Genomic DNA, 20,967 nt, shown 5'->3' with positions numbered 1-20,967 from the left:
TTATGATACGATCAAGGATATGCATTCCACCATGGTGTAACAATTTTTTGATGTAAATCTCTCTCTAAAGGTACGAGATTATCAAAGTCATTAGTGCCCCCAAATTCTCTTGGCAAGATATGATGAATGTCATAATCTCCCCAAGGTCCAGGAAGATCCTCATATCCACTGTCATACCACTCTTTAATATATTTACCACGCAAATTCAGGTTCCACGGAACCTTATCCTCTCTTGGTATACGTTTAAGATCTCCATCAGGAAAAGGTACTCTTTCATTAGTCCTTGGATCAATCATATTTGGATATGGGTCGCCATTTCTATTAACGACCACGTCTTCAGCATCGCTGAGAAGTGTTTTACCACCTTCACCGACAAGTGCTTCACCACCTTCCATGGCCATTTCCCCACCCACTATTTCTTCCCCACCACCCAGGATCATGCCAACCATCAGAAGGTTGTTCGCTCCGTGTAAAATGCCACCAACGATATCCCCTTTTTGCATTTTATCGATGCCTAGAGCGGATGATGTTACTTTCTTGATCCTATCAATGGCACTTGCCGAGCCCGGATCATACACACTTCTCCCAAAATGATATACATCGGTGCTTCCTGCATACGTCGAGGTGATTGGGCCATAAGTGGGGTAGTAGAGAGAGGTTCCCCACCATTGGGTGACAGAAGGATCAACAGCGCTTTGCGTCTCAAAGGTCGATGTCGTCCCCTTGGACCAGTCAATAGTGGTCTGCTCGCCTCCACCCCAATCTATTCGATGGCCAGTTGGGTCAGTCGCTGTTTCTGGATTTCCTTGGGTATAGGCATAGGTATCCTGTCCATTGGAATTGGTCTCAACGGTATCGGTGCTCACAAAACGGCCACTGGTCGCGTCATAATAGCGTGCGCCATAGTACAACAGGCCACTGGTCGTATCAAGGCGCTGGCCCGTATAGTTGTAGGGTGTGGTCATGCTGCCATCGCTGTAGCGAGTGCCACCAAAGGGAGCAAACAGCTGTACAGCCTGCACGCTGCCATCAGCTTTAAGCGCGATACTGGTGCTGCCCAGCATATCGGGTAACAGGTAGGAGAGCACGCCATCTTTCTTCATGGCCACGCGTTGTCCACCCACACTATAGTATTTGGTAGTCGAAGTAACCCCATTGGTGGTGGTGACATCGGTAGTCCCATCAAAGGTGATAGTGTCCATCTTCGTGGTATTGCCTGCCAGCGTGGAACTGGAGTGCTGGAAGACGCGCTGCCCACTGTTATCATAGAGATACTGATCGCTGGCCGTCGTGCCACTAGGTGCCGTCCAGGTTTCCAGACGACCTTCGTTGTCATAGGTCAGCTGCGCACCGGTCTGAGAGCCATCACAGGCGTGAGCGGTGGTGGTATCGACATTGCGACAGGTCATATTGCCCATGGCATCATAGCTGGCATATTGACCGGGAACGGTACTCAGCGTCAAGGCGCCATGCACCGGGGCGAAGCCATAGGTTTCCGTGCCGGATGGACCCGACGTGAGGCGATCCAGCGCATCATAACTATAGGACTGCTGATAGGTGGCAAGCGTCGTGCCTGCCGGGGCCAGTCCACAGTGATCTCCACCGCTGGGTGCGCCGGTATTGCCAGACCAGACCAGACGATTGAGACTGTCATAACAGAAGGATTGCACATCTTTCTGCGTGCCACCCGTGGTGGTGGGAAGCGTCGTGCTGACACCGAGCACATTGCCCACATTATCATAGGTACGGTTCTGGTTCCAGAACGTGCCCCCCGCATTCGTCGCACTACTACTCACGGGTCGCTGAATGCCATCATAGCCCATGGTCGTCGAGAAGACTGGCGCAGGTACACTGGATTTCGCCGCCGAACCGCCAAAGGCGAGTCCTGCTACCTGTCCAGTATTGGTATAGCTGACCTGGCCGACCAGGAAATTCACGGGATCCGTACTCGCTGGTGTCCCAAAGAATGCGGAGCGTGAGTAGCCATTGCTATCATACTGCGCCGTAACGGTTTCGCCATCAGGATAGACGACGCTGGTCGGCTGACCCGCATCATTGTAGCTCATGTTCATCGTCTGGGTGATGGTCTGCCCATCGCCGTTGACGGTCAAGCCACTCTGATCGATGCGCCCACGCTCATCATAACCCTTACAGCGGGATCCTGCACCAGCAACCCCACTGAAGGTTTCAGCGGTCATGGCCCCAATCGGATCGGAGGCATAGGAACCACTGGGGGCCGTACATGCGGATGGGAAGGTCACACCAGGATTGCTCGTTTTGTCATAGCTATCATAGAAAAAGGTCGAGGTGGCACTCGCCGTACAGGGATTGACGGCCGCCGAGGTGGTGCCTTTACACAACGGACGGTTGAGCACATCATAGTTGATGTACACACTCTTGCTGCGTGGATCCGTCTGGCTGATGGGATTGCTATTTTGATCATAGCTAAACACCCAGTTGGAACCCGAGTCGCTATCGTTCATGCCAATCTTGCGCCCCACACCATCATAGGTGGCTTGCTGTGAAGCTAGTTGGGCGGTGCTGGCATCATAGGTCAAGGTCGCGTAGAGATTGCCGACCACATCGCGATCATAGCGGATCGTTCTCAGTACCGTGTAGGGCGCCCCATTCCCCTTAAACACCTGATTGTAGCGCTGCCGCCCAATCGCATCGGTGTAGCTGACCGCTTGATGATTGTAGGCATCCAGCGTCGTGGTCCGCTCAAACGGGAGCGTGGTACTTTGGTTGAAACTGGGCAGTCCCTGCGCGACGGTATAGGCGACGCTGCTGGACAGCACGATCGTCGAGGCATCCTGATAGGTCGCACTCCCCAGTGCGCGTCCCAGGCCATCATAGTTGGTCACGGTCCGTGCCTGCGCCAGATTCGGCGCAATATAGCCCGTACCGGCCAGCGCGGAAATCGCATACGGCAGGCTCTTGGTCGTGGCACGACCCATAGTGTCATAAAGGGTATAGGTGATCAGGGTCGACGGAATCTTCGGCACTTTGGACCACAGATTCGGGCCCGGTGCTTTGGTTTCCACCACCCGTCCTTGCCCATCAAACCATTGCTGGGTGGTGACGGTTTGCGTGCCCCCACTCACCTGACGGGTCGTGGTATCCAATTCCAGACAGGGATTGGTCGCTCCCTGCGTACAGGTGTTTTTGTAGCTGTAGCTCACCGTTGGACTGGTGATAGCATCGCCAGGCGCGGCGATCGCGGTCACCCGACCCAGCACATCCTCTGGCAACCCTTAAAAGCTCTAGATATCTCTGCTATCACCGATACACTACGGGATATAGGCTCCTCTACCATCGTCAAAGCGCAAGCCTATACCTATGCTGGTGAGACCGATAAAGGAGTCAAATATGCCATCCGCGGTCTAGAAATGGCCCGGCAATATCAATCCAAACGGCATATTTCCCGCATCCAGGGCATGTATGACCGACTTTCCGTGACACCACCTAGACGCAGTGCCACAATGAAAGAGCTCCACGCCGCACTAGGGCGTGTTTGCAAATAGCCGATAGAAAGGAGTATGAGAAGAGGCGAATTGAGCGATGAGCAATGGGAAAAGCTGGCCCCCTTGCTGCCGCCGCAAAAGCCCCATGTGGGTCGTCCAGCACATGATCATCGTCTGATTCTGAATGGCATTCTTTGGATTTTACGGACGGGAGCCCCTTGGAGAGATCTTCCCGAGCGATATGGTCCGTGGAGAACCGTGGCAAGCCGATTTTATCGCTGGGTCAAGGCGGGAATCTGGCAGCACGTCCTGCAAGCCCTGCAGCAACAAAGCGATGCCGCAGGCCACATTGATTGGGAAACGCATAGCGTTGATAGTACCGTGATTCGTGCCCACCAACATGCAGCAGGAGCAAAAGGGGGGATCAAAATCAAGAAGCATTAGGCAAGAGTCAAGGCGGTTTCAGCACGAAAGTGCATTTGCGAGTGGAAGGTCAAGGGAAACCGATGACGGTTGTGCTTACGGCAGGACATCGCCATGAAACGACCAAATTCGAATGCCTGATGGAGCAAGGGGCTGTCAAGAGAGCAGGACGAGGCCGTCCCAAGCTACGGCCAAAGCGGGTCCTGGGAGACAAAGCCTACAGTAGTCGTAAGATCCGGCGGTACCTCAAAAAGCGAGGAATTGATTACACGATTCCCCGCCGCAGCGACGAGACGCGCACCGGGCCATTTAACCGAGCCGTATATAAAAAGCGGAACCGCGTTGAACGCACGATCAATCGTCTCAAGCAGTTTCGGCGAGTAGCCACCCGCTATGAGAAGCGGGCGGTCAACTTCCTGGCTATGGTCACGCTTGCCTCTATTCTGCTTTGGTTATGATTTGCAAACACACCCTAGTATAAAATTAAATACGAGAGGAAGCCGTTCTAGTTGTGTTGCAGTGAGATCCACACGGTTCTCTCCCAACATCTGTGGAAGATAAATAGGGCCATGGAGCTTTTCCACCGCATCAGAATCTGCAAGTTGAGAGGACGGGATGTGACTTTTGAAATAGTTTATGGGCACTGGATTCATTCATACCTTTACTTGATCAGGCTTCCATATGAGGTCACCTGTAAAAAAATGCTTACGCATAGACAAATACTTCTTTTTATATTGGAGAAGATGCCTTAGATATAAGAGCATCTTCTCCAATGCGACATGAATTTCATAACGATGGATACGCTGTAAAGACGTTGTACTTAAAGTACTTAAGACAGTCGTTACTTTTCGTTGGAATAGGATACTTTTCCTCTATATGTAACGTACCTGATATCTCAAATAAACGTCTTTATGCTATACTTTTATGAAATACTTCTTCAGAAGAGCAATTTCCTCTGGTGCAAGTGAAAAAAATCCAATACCGCATAAAACACTCTCTGCTTCAAAGAACGTGACACGATCTACGCTGATACATGATGAAGGATTCAAGGAAGAGTCGAACACAATATACACAGCATCGTTTTTCAACAAAAGAGAGAATTCATGCTTTTCATCCCAGATACCTATATACTCTCCTTCCCAGGTAATGGCAGATATCTCAATAATTGGCAATCCAATTTTCTCTGGCACAAGTTCATATCCAGTTGGCAGGTTGGCCAACATGGAACTTCCAGGTAAAGTCAACGTTACGTCGTATAAGATTCCTGTTGATTGTTCTATACTAATCTCAAGGAGTGAACGATGAAAATCTCCTATCCGCCAGAGGTACGGTACAGTATCATACGATCTGAATGATAATGGTACATAGGGATCGACAACGAGTTCACCTGTACTAATTGGGGCTATCCCAATAATTTTTAACATGGATTCTCCTCTCATCCATTTTGAGTATCGGGTCCTTCCGTAACTAATGTTTGTATACTGCATGCTTAATAACAGGCAACAATCCATCTTCCCGTGGAGCAGAGAACACAAGTTCCCAATTATCAATCTTTATCATGTCATTATATACAATACCTTGATCAGCTGCGGCTTCTACAGCAGAATGGAAACTTTTAAGCATGAATTGGGTTAAAAGCTTTGTTTCCTCTGGGGTAAGGCCTCTCTTTAGTGCGTACTTTAGTGCAAATTCTGCCATGTGTTTAGTTCCATTGCCGTTAGCCCAAAATTTTCCAGCTTCCGTAGTTAGTTCAAAAGATCTCGGTATTACTGTTCCTTCCCAAACAGGCTGTGTTGCTTTGATTGAATCCCAAACAGTACCAGTAAGCGCTCCTGCTCCTTCCATGGCTACTTCACCACCCACTATTTCTTCCCCACCACCCAGGATCATACCAACCATGAGAAGATTGTTAGCGCCATGCAGGATGCCGCCAACAATATCCCCTTTTTGCATTTTATCGATGCCTAGCGCAGATGCAGTTACTTTCTTGATCCTATCGATTGCACTTGCCGAACCGGGATCATACAGTTTTCCTCCAAAATGATAGACATCGGTGCTTCCTGCATACGTCGAGGTGATAGGGCCATAAGTGGGGTAGTAGAGAGAGGTTCCCCACCATTGAGTTATAGAAGGATCAACGGCACTTTGCGTCTCAAAGGTTGATGCTGTTCCTTTAGACCAGTCAATAGTGGTCTGCTCGCCTCCACCCCAATCTATTCGATGGCCAGTTGGGTCAGTCGCCGTTTCTGGATTCCCTTGCACATAGGCGTAGGCATCCAGACCAGTGCCATTCGTTTCAACGCTATCCGCGCTGGTAAAGCGGCCACTGGTTGTATCATAATAGCGTGCATTATAGTACAACAAGCCACTACTCGTATCGAGACGTTGGCCCGTATAGTTGTAGGGCGTGGTCATGCTGCCATCGCTATAGCGGGTGCCACCAAAGGGAGCGAATAGTTGTACGGCCTGCACGGAACCATCAGTTTTGAGCGCGATACTGGTGCTACCCAGCATGTCTGGTAACAGATAGGAGAGCACGCCATCCTTCTTCATGGCCACCCGTTGCCCACCCGCATTGTAGTATTTAGTGGTTGAGGTGACCCCATTGGTGGTAGTGACATCGGTCACCCCATCAAAGGTGATGGTGTCCGTCTTCGTGGTCGTGCCTGCCAACGTGGAACTGGAGTGCTGGAAGACGCGCTGCCCACTGTTGTCATAGAGATACTGATCGCTGGCCGTCGTGCCACTGGGTGCAGTCCAGGTTTCCAGACGACCTTCGTTATCATAGGTCAACTGCGCACCAATCTGCGAGGCATCGCAGGCGTGAGCGGTAGTGGTATCGACGTTGCGACAGGTCATATTGCCCATGACATCATAGCTGGCATATTGACCGGGAACAGTACTCAGCGTCAAGGCACCATGCACCGGGGCGAAGCCATAGGTTTCCGTGCCCGATGGACCTGACGTTAAGCGATCCAGCGCATCATAAGTGTAGGCTTGCTGATAGGTGGCAAGCGTCGTGCCTGCCGGTGCCAACCCACAGTGATCTCCACCACTGGGTGCGCCGGTATTGCCGGACCAGACCAGACGATTGAGACTGTCATAACAGAAGGATTGCACATCTTTCTGCGTGCCACCCGTCGTGGTGGGCAGGGTGGTGGTGACACCAAGCACATTGCCCACATTATCATAGGTGCGGTTCTGGTTCCAGAACGTGCCCCCCGCATTCGTCGCACTGCTATTCACGGGACGCTGAATCCCATCATAGCCCATGGTGGTCGAGAACACTGGCGTTGGCACACTGGATTTCGCGGCCGAGCCGCCAAAAGCAAGCCCTGCCACCTGTCCAGTATTGGTATAACTAACCTGGCCAACCAGGAAGTTCACGGGATCCGTACTCGCTGGTGTCCCAAAGAACGCGGAGCGTGAGTAGCCATTGCTATCATACTGGGCCGTGACGGTTTCGCCATCGGGATAAACCACGCTGGTCGGCTGGCCCGCATCATTGTAGCTCATGTTCATCGTCTGCGTGATGGTCTGTCCATCGCCGTTGACGGTCAAGCCGCTCTGATCGACGTTTCCACGCTCATCATAGCCCTTACAGCGCGAGCCGGAACCGGCGACGCCACTGAAGGTTTCAGCGGTCATGGCCCCGATCGGATCGGAGGCATAGGAACCACTGGGAGCCGTACACGTAGTGGGGAAGGTCACACCAGGATTGCTATTTTTGTCATAGCTATCATAAAAGAAAGTCGAGGTGGCACTCGCCGTACAGGGATTAACGGCGGCCGAGGTGGTACCTTGACACAATGGACGATTGAGCACATCATAGTTGATGTACACACTCTTGCTCCGTGGATCCGTCTGGCTGACAGGATTGCTATTTTGATCATAGCTAAAGACCCAGCCGGAACCAGAGTCACTATCATCCATGCCAATCTTGCGACCCACGCCATCATAGGTCGCATGCTGTGAGGCTTGCAGGGTGGTAGTGGCATCGTAGGTCAAGGTCGCAGAGACATTTCCGACCACATCGCGATCATAGCGGATCGTTCTTAGCACCGTGTAGGGTGCGCCATTACCGGTAAACACCTGCGTATAGCGCTGTTGACCAATCGCATCAGTGTAGCTGACCGCTTGATGATGGTAGGCATCCAGCGTCGTGGTCCGCTCAAACGGTAACGTGGTATTTTGGGTAAAACTGGGCAGCCCCTGCGCCACGGTATAGGCGACGCTGCTGGAGAGCACGATCGTCGAGGCATCCTGATAGGTCGCACTCCCCAGTGGGCGTCCCAGGCCATCATAATTGGTCACGGTCCGTGCCTGCGCCTGGTCAGGAGCAATATAGCCCGTACCGGCCAGCGAGGAAATGGCGTAGGGCAGGCTCTCCATTGGTACGAGGAACATGGTAGAAAGTGCAGGCTCGTGCCTATTCAGTGTATGGAGACGAGCAAAGTTTCCTGAGAAATATCAATGAAGCCCAGAACAGTGTCGAGAATACGCCGAGAACGCTCGATGCCCTCTCCAATCAATTTGATCTGGTTGAAGTGTTACAAGAAAAAGCGCAAGGACATACCATCCTCTGGCAACCCCTGAAGACCCTGGCTATCTATGCCATCACCGCTACGCTCCGGCCCTTCCAACCACTATGTGATATGGGTTCCTATGCCATCGTCAAAGCGCAGGCCTATACCTATGCGGGTGAGACCAATGAAGGAGTCAAATATGCCATCCGGGGTTTAGAAATGGCCCGGCAGTATCAATCCAAACGGCATATTTCCCGCATCCCGGGCATGTATGACCGACTTTCGGTGATACCACCTGGGCGCAGTGCCAAAATGAAAGAGCTCCACACTGTACTCTTAGAAATGTAAAAAGACAGTCCGATTGAAATGTCAGGTTATTATGATGCTCGCTTTCAAGGTGCAATATGAGTTACGAGTATATATCGATACGAAACCATTCATGCTTCCCGGAACATCTGACATTCGCCTTGGTCACGAAGGATGCATTCTTCAGGATTCATCTCTTCATGAAAGTAGAACTATGAATTCACTCCTTGTTATCAAATATTTTTCTCAATCTTGCCCTGGCTAAACCATTAAATATACCACATGCAACACCTACAACTACAGCCAAGCAAATGCAAATCACCTGGATTATGCCTGTAGATACCCAAAGGTCGAGAATTATCAACAAAACGAACACTAAAAAAGATAAACAGTAAAGATCCATAAATGAACAGCCATAAACTCACATACTATGATCCTCATCAGGAGATTCGATGTCCACATGCTCCAGATGATCTCTTGGTTTCTGTTGCTTTCTTCGAGCGATATTTTGTTGCCAAAGATCTTTTGCCAATAGAACACAAACCCATAGAGAAAAGATATCAAGAGCGGTATATGCTAAACTCTCCCCTATATTATCAGTTATATGATCAGCTAGAAGCCATATATATAACTGATACGTAATACCAAAAATCATAAAGACACCGAAAAAAATGTAAAAGAGCTTTTCTTTTACTCCTGATTTCTTCTCTTGTACTAGCGTTCTTTCATTTTTTGAATCGGACATGATGGGATACGCTCCATATCTTTTCCATTTATTGCATTTGACAATCAAAAATTGCTCTTTATTTATATCTCTACACTCATAGAGTAAACAGTCAAATTTTTGTTTGCTTGGCTCAAAATGTACATAGTACACTTCAAGCCAAGCAATTCATTAATGATGGTGCTTCTAATATAGCCAATTTTTGGAAAAGTTTACACATTTCTATAGATCAGCTATATCATGCACTTATCTTTACAAGCAACGTACTACACTTAACAAGAAGAAGATTTGCAGAAATCTGAGACAGACTCTAAATTTCGTTGATCAATATTCGCCTGGTAATGCTGCCATATTGCCTGAAAGGCACTACCAATAGCTTTACCAGCGAAAACACCATCAAAATGCGCTGCTGATGCTGCCGCTTGGGCCACAGGCACAACCAAACTTGAAGGGTCTTCCGCATAGAGGCCAGCTTTTAATGCGAAAAACCCTGCAGTAATACCAGCTCTAGCCCAAAATCCAAAGGCAGAGTCCCAACTAGCTCGAGCCATCTTATAGAGAGCAGCAGCACTATTCACAAAACTTCCAAGTCGATCGGCAAACAATTGCACACTAGTCCATTTAAATAAAGAGGCAATCTGAGATATTGCTGAGAGAGCATCACCGGCAAGGCTAATAACATTTCCAATAAGCTCCACAATCTTGTCAAAACTCCACGCCTGATCCATATCTTTACGCATTTGCATCCAATCTACAACGACGTTAATGATGGTAGCACCTACTTTGACCAAATTGATCATATCCTTGTCAGATGTATTTTGTTCTGTACGCTGATCTTCACCATGTTTACACGCTGCAGCAGTAAGCCCAGCACAACTATGATTAACACCATCATTACCACCACCACTGCCAGGATTACCGCCACCACTGCCAGGATTGCCACCACCACCGCCAGGATTACCACCGCCACCGCCAGGATTACCACCACTACTGCCAGAATCACCACCGCCGCCAGAAGAAGATCCCTGCCCAGGTGTTCCAGCACCAGGAACTCCGACACAATCACCATCAGGACCACACCGTCCATGACCAGTTGGATCCGTAAAGGTTTCTGGGCTTCCCTTGACATAAGCGTAGGGATCAAGTCCGGTGCCATTGGTTTCGACCGTATCTGCGCTGGTAAAACGGCCACTGGTTGCGTCATAGTAACGAGCATTATAGTACAACAAGCCACTGGTGGTATCAAGGCGTTGGCCCGTATAGTTGTAGGGCGTGGTCATACTGCCATCGCTATAGCGAGTACCACCGAAGGGAGCAAACAGCTGCACGGCCTGCACGCTGCCATCAGCTTTGAGCGCGATACTGGTGCTGCCTAGCATATCAGGTAACAGATAGGAGAGCACCCCATCCTTCTTCATGGCCACGCGTTGTCCACCCACACTATAGTATTTGGTGGTTGAGGTCACCCCGTTGGTGGTGGTGACATCGGTCACCCCGTCAAAGGTGATAGTGTCCGTCTTGGTGGTATTGCCTGCCAGCGTGGAACTGGAGTGCTGGAAGACACGTTGACCACTGTTGTCATAGAGATACTGATCGCTGGCCGTCGTGCCACTGGGTGCTGTCCAGGTTTCCAGCCGACCTTCGTTGTCGTAGGTCAGCTGCGCACCGGTCTGGGAAGCATCACAGGCGTGAGCCGTGGTGGTATCGACGTTGCGACAGGTCATATTGCCCATGGCATCGTAGCTGGCATATTGACCGGGAACAGTACTCAGCGTCAAGGCCCCATGCACCGGGGCGAAGCCATAGGTTTCCGTGCCCGATGGACCCGACGTTAAGCGATCCAGCGCATCATAACTATAGGACTGCTGATAGGTGGCAAGCGTCGTGCCTGCCGGGGCCAGGCCGCAATGATCTCCACCACTAGGGGCGCCGGTATTACCGGACCAGACCAGGCGATTGACGCTATCATAACAGAAGGATTGCACATCTTTCTGCGTTCCCCCCGTCGTGGTGGGAAGCGTGGTGGTGACGCCGAGCACATTGCCGACATTATCATAGGTGCGGTTCTGGTTCCAGAACGTGCCCCCGCATTCGTCGCACTACTGCTCACAGGGCGCTGAATGCCATCATAACCCATCGTAGTCGAGAAGACTGGCGCAGGTACACTGGATTTCGCCGCCGAACCGCCAAAGGCGAGTCCTGCTATCTGTCCAGTATTGGTATAGCTGACCTGGCCGACCAGGAAGTTCACCGGATCCGTACTCGCTGGCGTCCCAAAGAACGCGGAGCGTGAGTAGCCATTGCTATCATACTGGGCGGTGACGGTTTCTCCGTCGGGATAGACGACGCTGGTCGGCTGGCCCGCATCGTTATAGCTCATATTCATCGTCTGGGTGATGGTCTGCCCATCGCCGTTGACGGTCAAGCCGCTCTGATCGACACGGCCACGCTCATCATAGCCCTTACAACGCGAGCCGGCACCGGCGACGCCACTGAAGGTTTCCGCGGTCATGGCCCCGATCGGATCGGAGGCATAGGAACCACTGGGAGCCGTACACGTAGTGGGGAAGGTCACACCAGGATTGCTATTTTTGTCATAGCTATCATAAAAGAAAGTCGAGGTGGCACTCGCCGTACAGGGATTAACGGCGGCCGAGGTGGTACCTTTACACAATGGACGATTGAGCACATCATAGTTGATGTACACACTCTTGCTCCGTGGGTCCGTCTGGCTGATGGGATTGCTATTTTGATCATAGCTAAACACCCAGTTGGAACCCGAGTCACTATCGGTCATCCCCACTTTGCGCCCGACGCCATCATAGCTCGCACTCTGCGAGGCTTGCTGCGCGGACGCGGCATCGTAGGTCAAGGTCGCATAGAGATTTCCTACCACATCGCGATCATAGCGGATCGTTCTCAGCACCGTGTAGGGCGCGCCCTTACCGATAAACGCCTGCGTATAGCGCTGTCGACCGATCGCATCGGTGTAGCTGACCGCTTGATGATTGTAGGCATCCAGCGTTGTGGTCCGTTCAAACGGTAACGTGGTACTTTGGTTGAAACTGGGCAGTCCCTGCGCGACGGTATAAGCGACGCTGCTGGACAACACAATCGTCGAGGCATCCTGGTAGGTCGCACTCCCCTGTGGGCGTCCCAGGCCATCATAGTTGGTCACAGTCCGTGCCTGCGCCAGATTCGGCGCAATATAGCCCGTGCCGGCCAGCGAGGAAATGGCATAGGGCAGGCTCTTCGTGGTGGCACGGCCCATGTTGTCATAGAGGGTATAGGTGATCAAGGTCGATGGAATCTTCGGCACCTTGGACCACAAATTCGGACCAGGTGCTTTGGTCTCCACCACGCGTCCTTGCCCATCAAACCATTGCTGGGTGGTAACGGTTTGCGTCCCCCCACTCACCTGACGGGTCGTGGTATCCAGTTCCAGACAGGGATTGGTCGCTCCCTGCGTACAGGTATTTTTGTAGCTGTAGCTCACCGTTGGACTGGTGATGCTATCGCCAGGAGCGGCGACCGCCGTCACCCGACCCAGCACATCATACTGATAGGCCGTGGTCTGGCCATTAGCATCTTTGGTGGCCATCACCCAGTGCCCATAGCCGCCGCTTGTCGTGCTATTATAGTCAGCGGTCACCAGCTGATTCTTGGCATTATAGGCCTTGGTCAGATGGGTGCCAAAACCATCATAAGTGGCACAGGCGGTATAGGTATTTGAGTTACACCCCTTGTGACTGTCGGGATCCAGCGTTGCCGTTGGCGTGCCCGAGGCATCATAGACGGTCTGATTCACCACCATCGAGCCCGGTGCGTTACAGCCATTGCTAGGATCGCTATAGCCCGTATGGTCTTCGGACCGCGTCACATCTGGCAACGATGGTGCCGTATTAAACGCGCTACTGCCCCCATAGAAGTTGGCATGACAGCCATACTGCGTCCCCGAGGCATCCTGCGTGGTCGTCAAAGCTGGCAGATTGGTCAGATAGACAGAACCCACGTGATCATTGGGATAATAGGTGCTCTTGGAGATGTAGTGATTCCCATTGACATCATTCGCCGAAACATCCACCTGGTTGACGTTACCATAGTCATACCCGGCCGTCTGATCGGAACCTTGATTGTCCCCATCATAGGTGTATGCAGTCGTTTTATGCACGACATTGCTATTGGTGGTAAAGCCATTCTGGTCCGTCACCCCATCCACCTGATAGCTATCGGTCTGCGTGAGCTGGGGATCACAGACCACCACGGGATTGTTGCGATCCAACTGGCTGGTGAAATACTGCGTCCCGACGTCAAAGTTTCCACCGCCTGCCCCCGTATTATGACCTACCCCGGGAGGAGGACACATCGTAAAGTAATGGGAGGTCTGCGCCGTCAGCAATTTGCCATCGCTGCCAAAGGTTAAGGTCTCTTTTTCCCGACCGGCCAGACCAGGATCTTGTGCCCAGTAAGGTGCCACGCCACAATGATCAGTGCCAGGTGGGTACTGATAGCCACACAAAATAGCACTGGTGGCTTTACCCACACCATTGGTTGAATAAAAGAAATGTTGCTGCGATGACCCATCCGGCTGGGTTACCTGTACTGTGTCAAAACTAGTAAACTGCAGATTATAGTAGTCGGCATAATCCTCATCATTGACATTGCCCCAGGTATAACCGTAGATACATTCGTCACACCACGTGGCACTCAACTGATTGACATAATATTGATACTGCCAGGTTGAGGAGACACCATTGGTCACCGCCGTGCGCGAATAGACCACCATGCGGCTCCAACTGCGATCATCAGCCTGAGCACACTTCACATTCGTGTTCATGAGAGGGTTACAGGTCAACGCGTTATTGACAGCACCCACTCCATTCGTTCCATGCGTATTGCCATGGGCTTCGGACCAGTTAATGGTCTCGTTCCACCCACGACCATTATCAAAATTCTGGATAAAATACTTATTGTACGTCTGTGCCCAGAGCCAGCAGGGTCCATTTAGACCATCTGTGGGAGTCCAGCTCGGACCACAGTTCGTGGAAGGTTGCGCATGATGGTTGGAATCCGAAGCCTCATAATGCTCCGTTTCGGGTGTATACCCGATATTGACCTCCGGACCTTTCAAAGAGGAATTATTATCCGTGCCCGCCTCCTGAATCCGGCGTAACAGCAGGTAACCAGCCACACTTTCATTGAGACCACTCAGTGGATCTTGAATAGTGGACGGAGGTTTCTGGTCATAGGACAGGTCATATTCATGGAGCACATGTCCCAGAGATTGGATCTGGATATTATTGAGGATATAGTCATTAAAGGCTTTCGGGGCTGGTAAGCCACCAGAACCCGACAGGTCCGCTGGCACGTCACACCGAATGTAGGCACTCCAGTTTTGACATCCACCATTCGTATTCAAGATCCGATCCGCCGCATAAGTGGCATTCAACGCAATCTTGATCAACGGATTCCAGGAAGCACAGCCTGCGGTTACCGCATTGCCAGCATAGGAAGTGTTATGGCACGATGGATCATCATACTCAACAAATGAGATAGCTGAATCACGGACATTGCCCTGATTCGGTTGATCTTGTTGATAATGCACGCGAATCTGATTGCCAAAGCGATCCACCAGCAGGTTCAGATCCCAGCGATAGGGATGAAAGACACCCTGTGCATCAGTCGCAGACTGACGTGAATCGTTCGTACAACCAAACTCTTCAATCATGCCATTAGGCAACCAGACGTGCCAGCAGGGTTGATTATTAAAATTGACCTGCACAATCTTGGCATGACTCTCGGGGGCCGAATGCCATACAGTGCTGGTGATATTGGTCGACGAGGTGCCATAGTCCTGCGGGATCAACTGTCCCCCAATACCATTGGCATCATTGATCGTCCACACATTTTCCAATGTGCTATTCGAGTTAGGCGTAACATTGAGCTGGCTCCAGGTAATCGAACCCAGACTCAAATTCCAGCCTTCGCCCACCCAGGGAGCCGTTCCCTGTGCGTTGTGGCTCTCACTGACCGAACCACTGGAATAGGCCAACTTCAAATTGGGAGCAAACCCACCAGGCCCAGGTGGCACACTGATTGGATAACTATAGTCCAATGAACCAGAGCTTAAGCCGACATCGACATTCTGTGGGGTGCCCCAGCTTGCCTGCGGTGCCTGAGTGCTAAAGGAAATCGTGCTACTTGCGGCTGCCGCCACCATCTGTGGGTTGCTTACTGGAGGCGTTGCTGTCGCTGTCGGCGATGCCGTTGGTGATGCAGTCGCACTCACTTTCGGTGTCGCAGTCGGCGTTGCGGTAGCACTCGCTTTTGGCGTTGCCGTTGGTGATGGAGTAGTAGTTGCTTGCGGTGGCGCCGTCGCAGTCGGAGGCGTTTTCGCATGCGGAGTCACCGTCGCTTGTGGGGTCACCGTCACCTTCGTGGACGGTTTCACCGTTGCAGATGGCGTCGCCGTCACAGATGGGGTTACCACTGGCGTCTGAGGCGCAGCCGGAACCACGGCGGATAAATTGGTGACGGTGCTCCAACTTAATGGGGCCGCATCTTTTTTCGCTTTCAGCAAGGTTGGCTTCTGTCCAGCCGCATTGGCTTGCGCCTTCACCTGAGGGGAGGTTCCTGCCGTGGTGGTGGCTGCTGCATCATTCTGCCACAGAGCAAAGACCGTCTGATCTTTCCATAACAGCGAGCCTTGACTGGCCAGGAGATGATAGCGCAGGGTCAGTGGCTGTGCCAGCACCAACGTCGTCAACGCATGACCTTTGGCATCCAATAACGCGAGCTTATAGCTTCCCAGCATGATATGTCCACTGAGAGAGCTTCCACTGCCAGCATCCACCTGCACAACTTTCAGGTCAATCCGGCCACCAGCAGCCTGGACCTGCTGGGCGCTGACCGTATTTGCTGGAACATCAATCTCAAGATGCCCATCGCTGAACAAAATATGCTGCGCCTTTGGTGTCAAGGCCCGCGTCAGCGATGGCTGAGCATGATGGGGAGATGAAATAAGTTGCGGTGCCGGATCAGGATGGCCACTGACATATTTTCCTAAATCCGGGGGCTTCACAGCTTTTGGTGATTTCAACCAATTCGGTGCCGTCAATGCAGGATTCGGGTTTGCATTAGTAGCTGCATAGACGGGAGTAAAGTTCTCCACAGCAGTGAGTAATGAGGTGCTCACAATCAGAGCAGCCAAAATCACTCTCCAGAGAGACGAACCAACGCTTCTCCGTGAACGAGCAGATGCTCGTCTGGCAGAAGCATACACGAGACTTCGAGTCATAAAAGCTTCAACCTCTTTCAAATACTGTATCAAAGCTTCCACGTGCCAATCACCCATATACCGCATTATTTTCAGACAAGAAACAACAGTTCACAGAGACAAAAATGCAGCAAAAAGTGAATGAAAATAAAAATAGAGATACGTAGACACATAGACATTTATCGATACATGGCGAAGTATATTTTTAAAAGCCCTTATTTGTCAAGTATTAGCATAGATAAATTAACATTAATGACAGATTAAAACGTAGCAAAGATATACTTATTCGCACTATATAGAGCTCTCATTGTGCTGATAGACCATAAAAATGTGTAGAAGTTTCTTCAGTAAAGAAAGATTTTATCTCTCTCTTCCTGATTTTTATCCTGCTAAATAGAGAAAGAGATCATTGACAGTATTTTTATGCATGCGGTATATTAGTACCTACAAATAGACAAGGGATAAGGAGGCAACAAAAAACTACGTAGAAGAATATGCATCTGGCTATCCAAGAAGCAATAAAAAATGTCTATTATGACACCGGTCTGAGAACAGCCAATATATGCAAGATGATCATTTATTGCTCATCTTCACCATGATCCCATGTCATTTTTTTAGGGAAGAGGAAAACAAACACTATGTTCTTTATGCAGAGAGGGAATTCATCCCGACTCGCCCATCGCCATCTGACACGCAAAGCCCTGCTCTTTGCGGCCGCGTGGTGCCTCGTAATCTCCGCGCTCTTTGGCACCTATGGATCGCATCCAACTGCCCAGGCACAAGCAGCCCAGGCCCTGACACCGCCCCAAAAACAAGAACAATTACGCCAGGCCCTCAAACGCAAGATACATGTCACCCATCATCAAAAAAAAACACCTGTGACACCACAGGTAAAAACAGCTACTGCCCTGCCAGCCTACAATAATGTCGGTACCAGCGATGACAACAATCCTACTGCAGGCAACTTTGATGGTAATAACAGCTATTCAGCTCAAGCCATGCAAGGAGTCGGGCTGGTTCCAGGACAAAACTATACCTACAACAACGTCACCTTTGTCTGGCCTAACGCACCTGCAGGTAAGCCCAATAACTACAGTGTCAGTGGTCAGGTCATTCCCGTTACACCCGCTATTCCGAATGCCGCCAAACTTGGCTTTCTGGCAGCATCGAGCGATGGAAATTCTACTGGAAACGCCATGATCACGTACACTGACACCACAACCCAGTCAATCACCCTGAACGTGAGTGACTGGACCAGCACAGGCGCACAGATTATGGCCAACAACTCTGTGGCCGAAACAATGTCCTATTTCAATCAACGTACCACCCAAAAAACACAACCGATCTCTATTTTCTATACCGACGTCGCGATTACTGCTGGCAAGATCGTGCAAAGTGTGACCTTACCAGCCACCAGCACTCCCGGTCAGATCCATATTTTTGCCGTTGGCATCAGCGGACCGGCATGGAACAATACGGGCACCAGCGATGACAGTGCTCCCGCCAAAGCCGATCTAGACGGAACTGGCAATAGTCTCTCTGCGCAGGCACTGCAAAGCGCAGGCATCCAACCTGGCTCTCCAGTTATTAACGATGGGATCAGTTATCCCTGGCCTACCGCCGCCTCGGCTACACCAAACAACTACAAAGCCAACGGACAAATCCTTCCGGTCACACCTGTTCCGAATGCCACCACACTCGGTATCCTGGGCACGGGCACCGGCGGTTCTCCTTCAGGCAATGCCACCATCACCTATACCGACAATTCGACCCAGATCTTTGTCCTCGGTTTGACCAATTGGTGGACGGGCACACCCGCCTATAGCAATAATGTGATTGCGGCCACCCTCTCCTCCATCAACCTTCCAACCGGAAAACGCCCCGGCTCCTACTATCTCTATGCAGTAGAGGTCAGTCTTCAGTCAGGGAAAACAGTGCAAAGCGTGACGTTACCAACGGCCCCTGCCACCGGCCAGCTGCATATTTTTGCTGTTGCCACACGTGGCGACTACAACAATATTGGCACCAGCGATGATGCTAATGCGCAGGCCGCCAATCTCGATGGAGGGGGTAGCAGTTTTTCAGCCCAGGCGCTTCAAAATGCCCATATCAAACCGGGTCAACAGATCGTTTCCAATGGCATCAATTATCTGTGGCCATCTACTCCCGTGGGTGCACCCAACAACTATCAAGCCAATGGACAAACCATTGCCGTCACCCCGGTCGCCAACGCGACGACACTGGGCATTTTGGGCATAGCTACCGGAACCTCTACATCAGGAACCGCCACCATCACCTACACCGATACTTCTACCCAGGCCTTTCCGTTGGGTCTCACCAATTGGTGGACGGGAGCCCCTGCTTACAGCAATACCATTGTCGCCACTCTGTCGTCCATTAACACACCCAGCGGAGCACGACCTGGATCCTACTATCTATTCACCACCGAAGTAACACTCACATCGGGCAAAACCGTACAAAGTATCACCTTACCCACAGCACCCACCAGCGGGCAACTCCATATTTTTGCGATCGGAACCCGCTCACCCTACAATAATATTGGCATCAGTGATGACGCCAGTCCCACCAGTGCCAGCTTTGATGGGGCAGGCAATAGCTATTCATCACAGGATTTTACCGATCCTAACTCCGGCATGGGCTGGAATCCAGGCGATACCCTGACCTACAATGGTATGGATTTCATCTGGCCAAACGTTCCCGCTGGACAAGCTGATAATAATATCGCTCGTAGTCAAAGTATTCCTGTGGCACCTGTTGCCAATGCCGATACCATTGGCTTCATTGGTGCTTCGCATAATGGAGACAGTTCGGGCAACGCCACCTTAGTCTACACCGATAATTCCTCCACAACCATTCAGTTGGGTATGGGTGACTGGACCATGAGTGGGAATGCCCCCAAACCAGCATTCAACAATTTCTTGTTCGCTTTACTCAATCATCGGAATAGCCCAGATGGACAACAAAATATTCCTACCTATCTCTTCTATACTGAATTTCAGATCACACCCGGCAAAGTGCTCCAAAGCGTCACCCTGCCTAAATCAACAACACCCGGACAAGTCCATATCTTCTCAATAGGAACCAGAGCAGGTAATACCTTCCGCAATAACGTGGGCACATCTGATGATACCTCCACAACCTTTGCCAATTTTGATACGCAAGGCCATAGCTATTCTTTGCAAGCGCTACAGGCAGCCGCGCATATTACCGAAGGCAATGATGTCTTCTTCAATGGTGTTGACTTCCGCTGGCCTTCCGGATACTCCGTCCTGGCAGATAATTACCGAGCGATCGGACAAACGATAGCCGTCACACCGGTTGCAAACGCTAATACGCTCGCGTTTCTCGGATCAAGCACTATTGGCAACGCATCTGGAACAGCAAAGATTACCTATACCGACAATTCTACGCAAACATTCACTCTGGGCTTCACCGATTGGGCCAACAGCACCATCGCCTATGGCAACAAACTGGTAGCCACCATGCCCTATCGCAACAGCGCCAGTACAGGCACGGACAACACAACGACATATCTCTACTATGCAGAAACCCCATTGAATCCAGGCAAAACCATAGCAAGTGTTACACTGCCAAATATCAGCCAACAACTGCATGTTTTTTCAGTAGGAACACGAGGAGGAGCCTATAATAATGCAGGAACCAGTGACGATGCGGCGCCATACTTTGCGAACTTTGATAACGGTACCCACTCCTATTCGGCCCAGGGGCTACAAAGTGTTGGTCTGGCACCCGGTCAATCGATCACAACCAACGGTATCGGGTTTGTGTGGCCCAATGCACAATCAAACTTCTTCAATAACTATCAAGCAACCGGACAAAAAATCACGGTGAGCCCTGTCGCCGGCGCTACTACGCTTGGATTTCTTGGAGCCGCAACCAACGGAGCCACCTCGGGCACGGCAACCATCACCTATACCGATAACAGCACCCAAACCTTTACATTAGGCTTCGCCGATTGGACATCATCAAGCATCACATCGCTACCCTATGGCAACAGTGTGGTAGCCACTATGCCCTATCGCAACACACCTTCGGGAGCACAAACCATCAACACCTATGTATTCACCACAAGTGTGACTCTACAGGCTGGCAAAACCATCCAAAGTGTCACCCTCCCAACCACAACGAGCCCGGGGCTCCTTCACGTCTTTGCCATTGGTACAAAGTAAGGAGAAACCACCTCACAAAAGAACCCGGGCCATATTT

At 51.0% G+C, this 20,967-nt stretch carries 8 protein-coding genes and 1 pseudogene; 3 read left to right on the top strand and 6 right to left on the bottom strand.

From position 1 onward, the window contains the following. Nucleotides 1–11: 11 nt before the first annotated feature. Complete coding sequence (locus KDW_RS20205) at nt 12–3,251, bottom strand: RHS repeat-associated core domain-containing protein (RefSeq protein ID WP_151757764.1); 3,240 nt, start codon at nt 3,249–3,251, stop codon at nt 12–14. Nucleotides 3,252–3,539: 288 nt separating this feature from the next. Between KDW_RS20205 and KDW_RS20200 the strand changes: the two are divergent. Next, nucleotides 3,540–4,345 (top strand): annotated as a pseudogene (locus tag KDW_RS20200) (IS5 family transposase). A 456-nt stretch (nt 4,346–4,801) separates the two neighbouring features. Here the strand turns inward: KDW_RS20200 and KDW_RS20195 are convergent. Together KDW_RS20195 and KDW_RS20190 are read right to left on the bottom strand one after the other, a co-directional pair. Next, the gene (locus KDW_RS20195; RefSeq protein ID WP_151757763.1) at nt 4,802–5,311 is read right to left on the bottom strand and encodes a hypothetical protein; all 510 of its coding nucleotides are present in this window, start codon (nt 5,309–5,311) and stop codon (nt 4,802–4,804) included. 43 nt (nt 5,312–5,354) lie between these two features. Next, nucleotides 5,355–8,294 carry an RHS repeat-associated core domain-containing protein gene (locus KDW_RS20190; protein ID WP_151757762.1) on the bottom strand — a complete coding sequence of 980 codons (2,940 nt, stop codon included), beginning with the start codon at nt 8,292–8,294 and terminating at the stop codon, nt 5,355–5,357. Nucleotides 8,295–8,302: 8 nt separating this feature from the next. Here KDW_RS20190 and KDW_RS20185 point away from each other — a divergent pair, with 8 nt between their 5' ends. Beyond that, the gene (locus KDW_RS20185) at nt 8,303–8,761 is read left to right on the top strand and encodes a hypothetical protein (protein ID WP_151757761.1); all 459 of its coding nucleotides are present in this window, start codon (nt 8,303–8,305) and stop codon (nt 8,759–8,761) included. 379 nt (nt 8,762–9,140) lie between these two features. Here the strand turns inward: KDW_RS20185 and KDW_RS20180 are convergent, their stop codons facing one another. The 3 genes from KDW_RS20180 to KDW_RS33005 all read right to left on the bottom strand — a co-directional run bounded on the left by KDW_RS20180 (nt 9,141) and on the right by KDW_RS33005 (nt 16,653). Further along, nucleotides 9,141–9,464, bottom strand: coding sequence for a hypothetical protein (locus KDW_RS20180; protein WP_151757760.1), 324 nt, complete (start codon nt 9,462–9,464; stop codon nt 9,141–9,143). Nucleotides 9,465–9,715: 251 nt separating this feature from the next. Beyond that, nucleotides 9,716–10,822: an RHS repeat-associated core domain-containing protein gene (locus tag KDW_RS34060; protein WP_269822513.1), complete on the bottom strand. Its 1,107-nt coding sequence runs from the start codon at nt 10,820–10,822 to the stop codon at nt 9,716–9,718. 452 nt (nt 10,823–11,274) lie between these two features. Then, the gene (locus KDW_RS33005) at nt 11,275–16,653 is read right to left on the bottom strand and encodes an RHS repeat domain-containing protein (RefSeq protein WP_151757758.1); all 5,379 of its coding nucleotides are present in this window, start codon (nt 16,651–16,653) and stop codon (nt 11,275–11,277) included. 704 nt (nt 16,654–17,357) lie between these two features. Between KDW_RS33005 and KDW_RS20165 the strand changes: the two genes are divergently transcribed. Further along, the gene (locus tag KDW_RS20165; protein ID WP_162005434.1) at nt 17,358–20,930 is read left to right on the top strand and encodes a beta strand repeat-containing protein; all 3,573 of its coding nucleotides are present in this window, start codon (nt 17,358–17,360) and stop codon (nt 20,928–20,930) included. Nucleotides 20,931–20,967 lie beyond the last annotated feature (37 nt).

It is taken from the genome of Dictyobacter vulcani (assembly GCF_008974265.1).
Lineage (GTDB): Bacteria > Chloroflexota > Ktedonobacteria > Ktedonobacterales > Ktedonobacteraceae > Dictyobacter > Dictyobacter vulcani.
The sequence above is the reverse complement of the archived record's forward strand: the minus strand, read 5'-3'. Positions and strand labels throughout refer to the sequence as shown.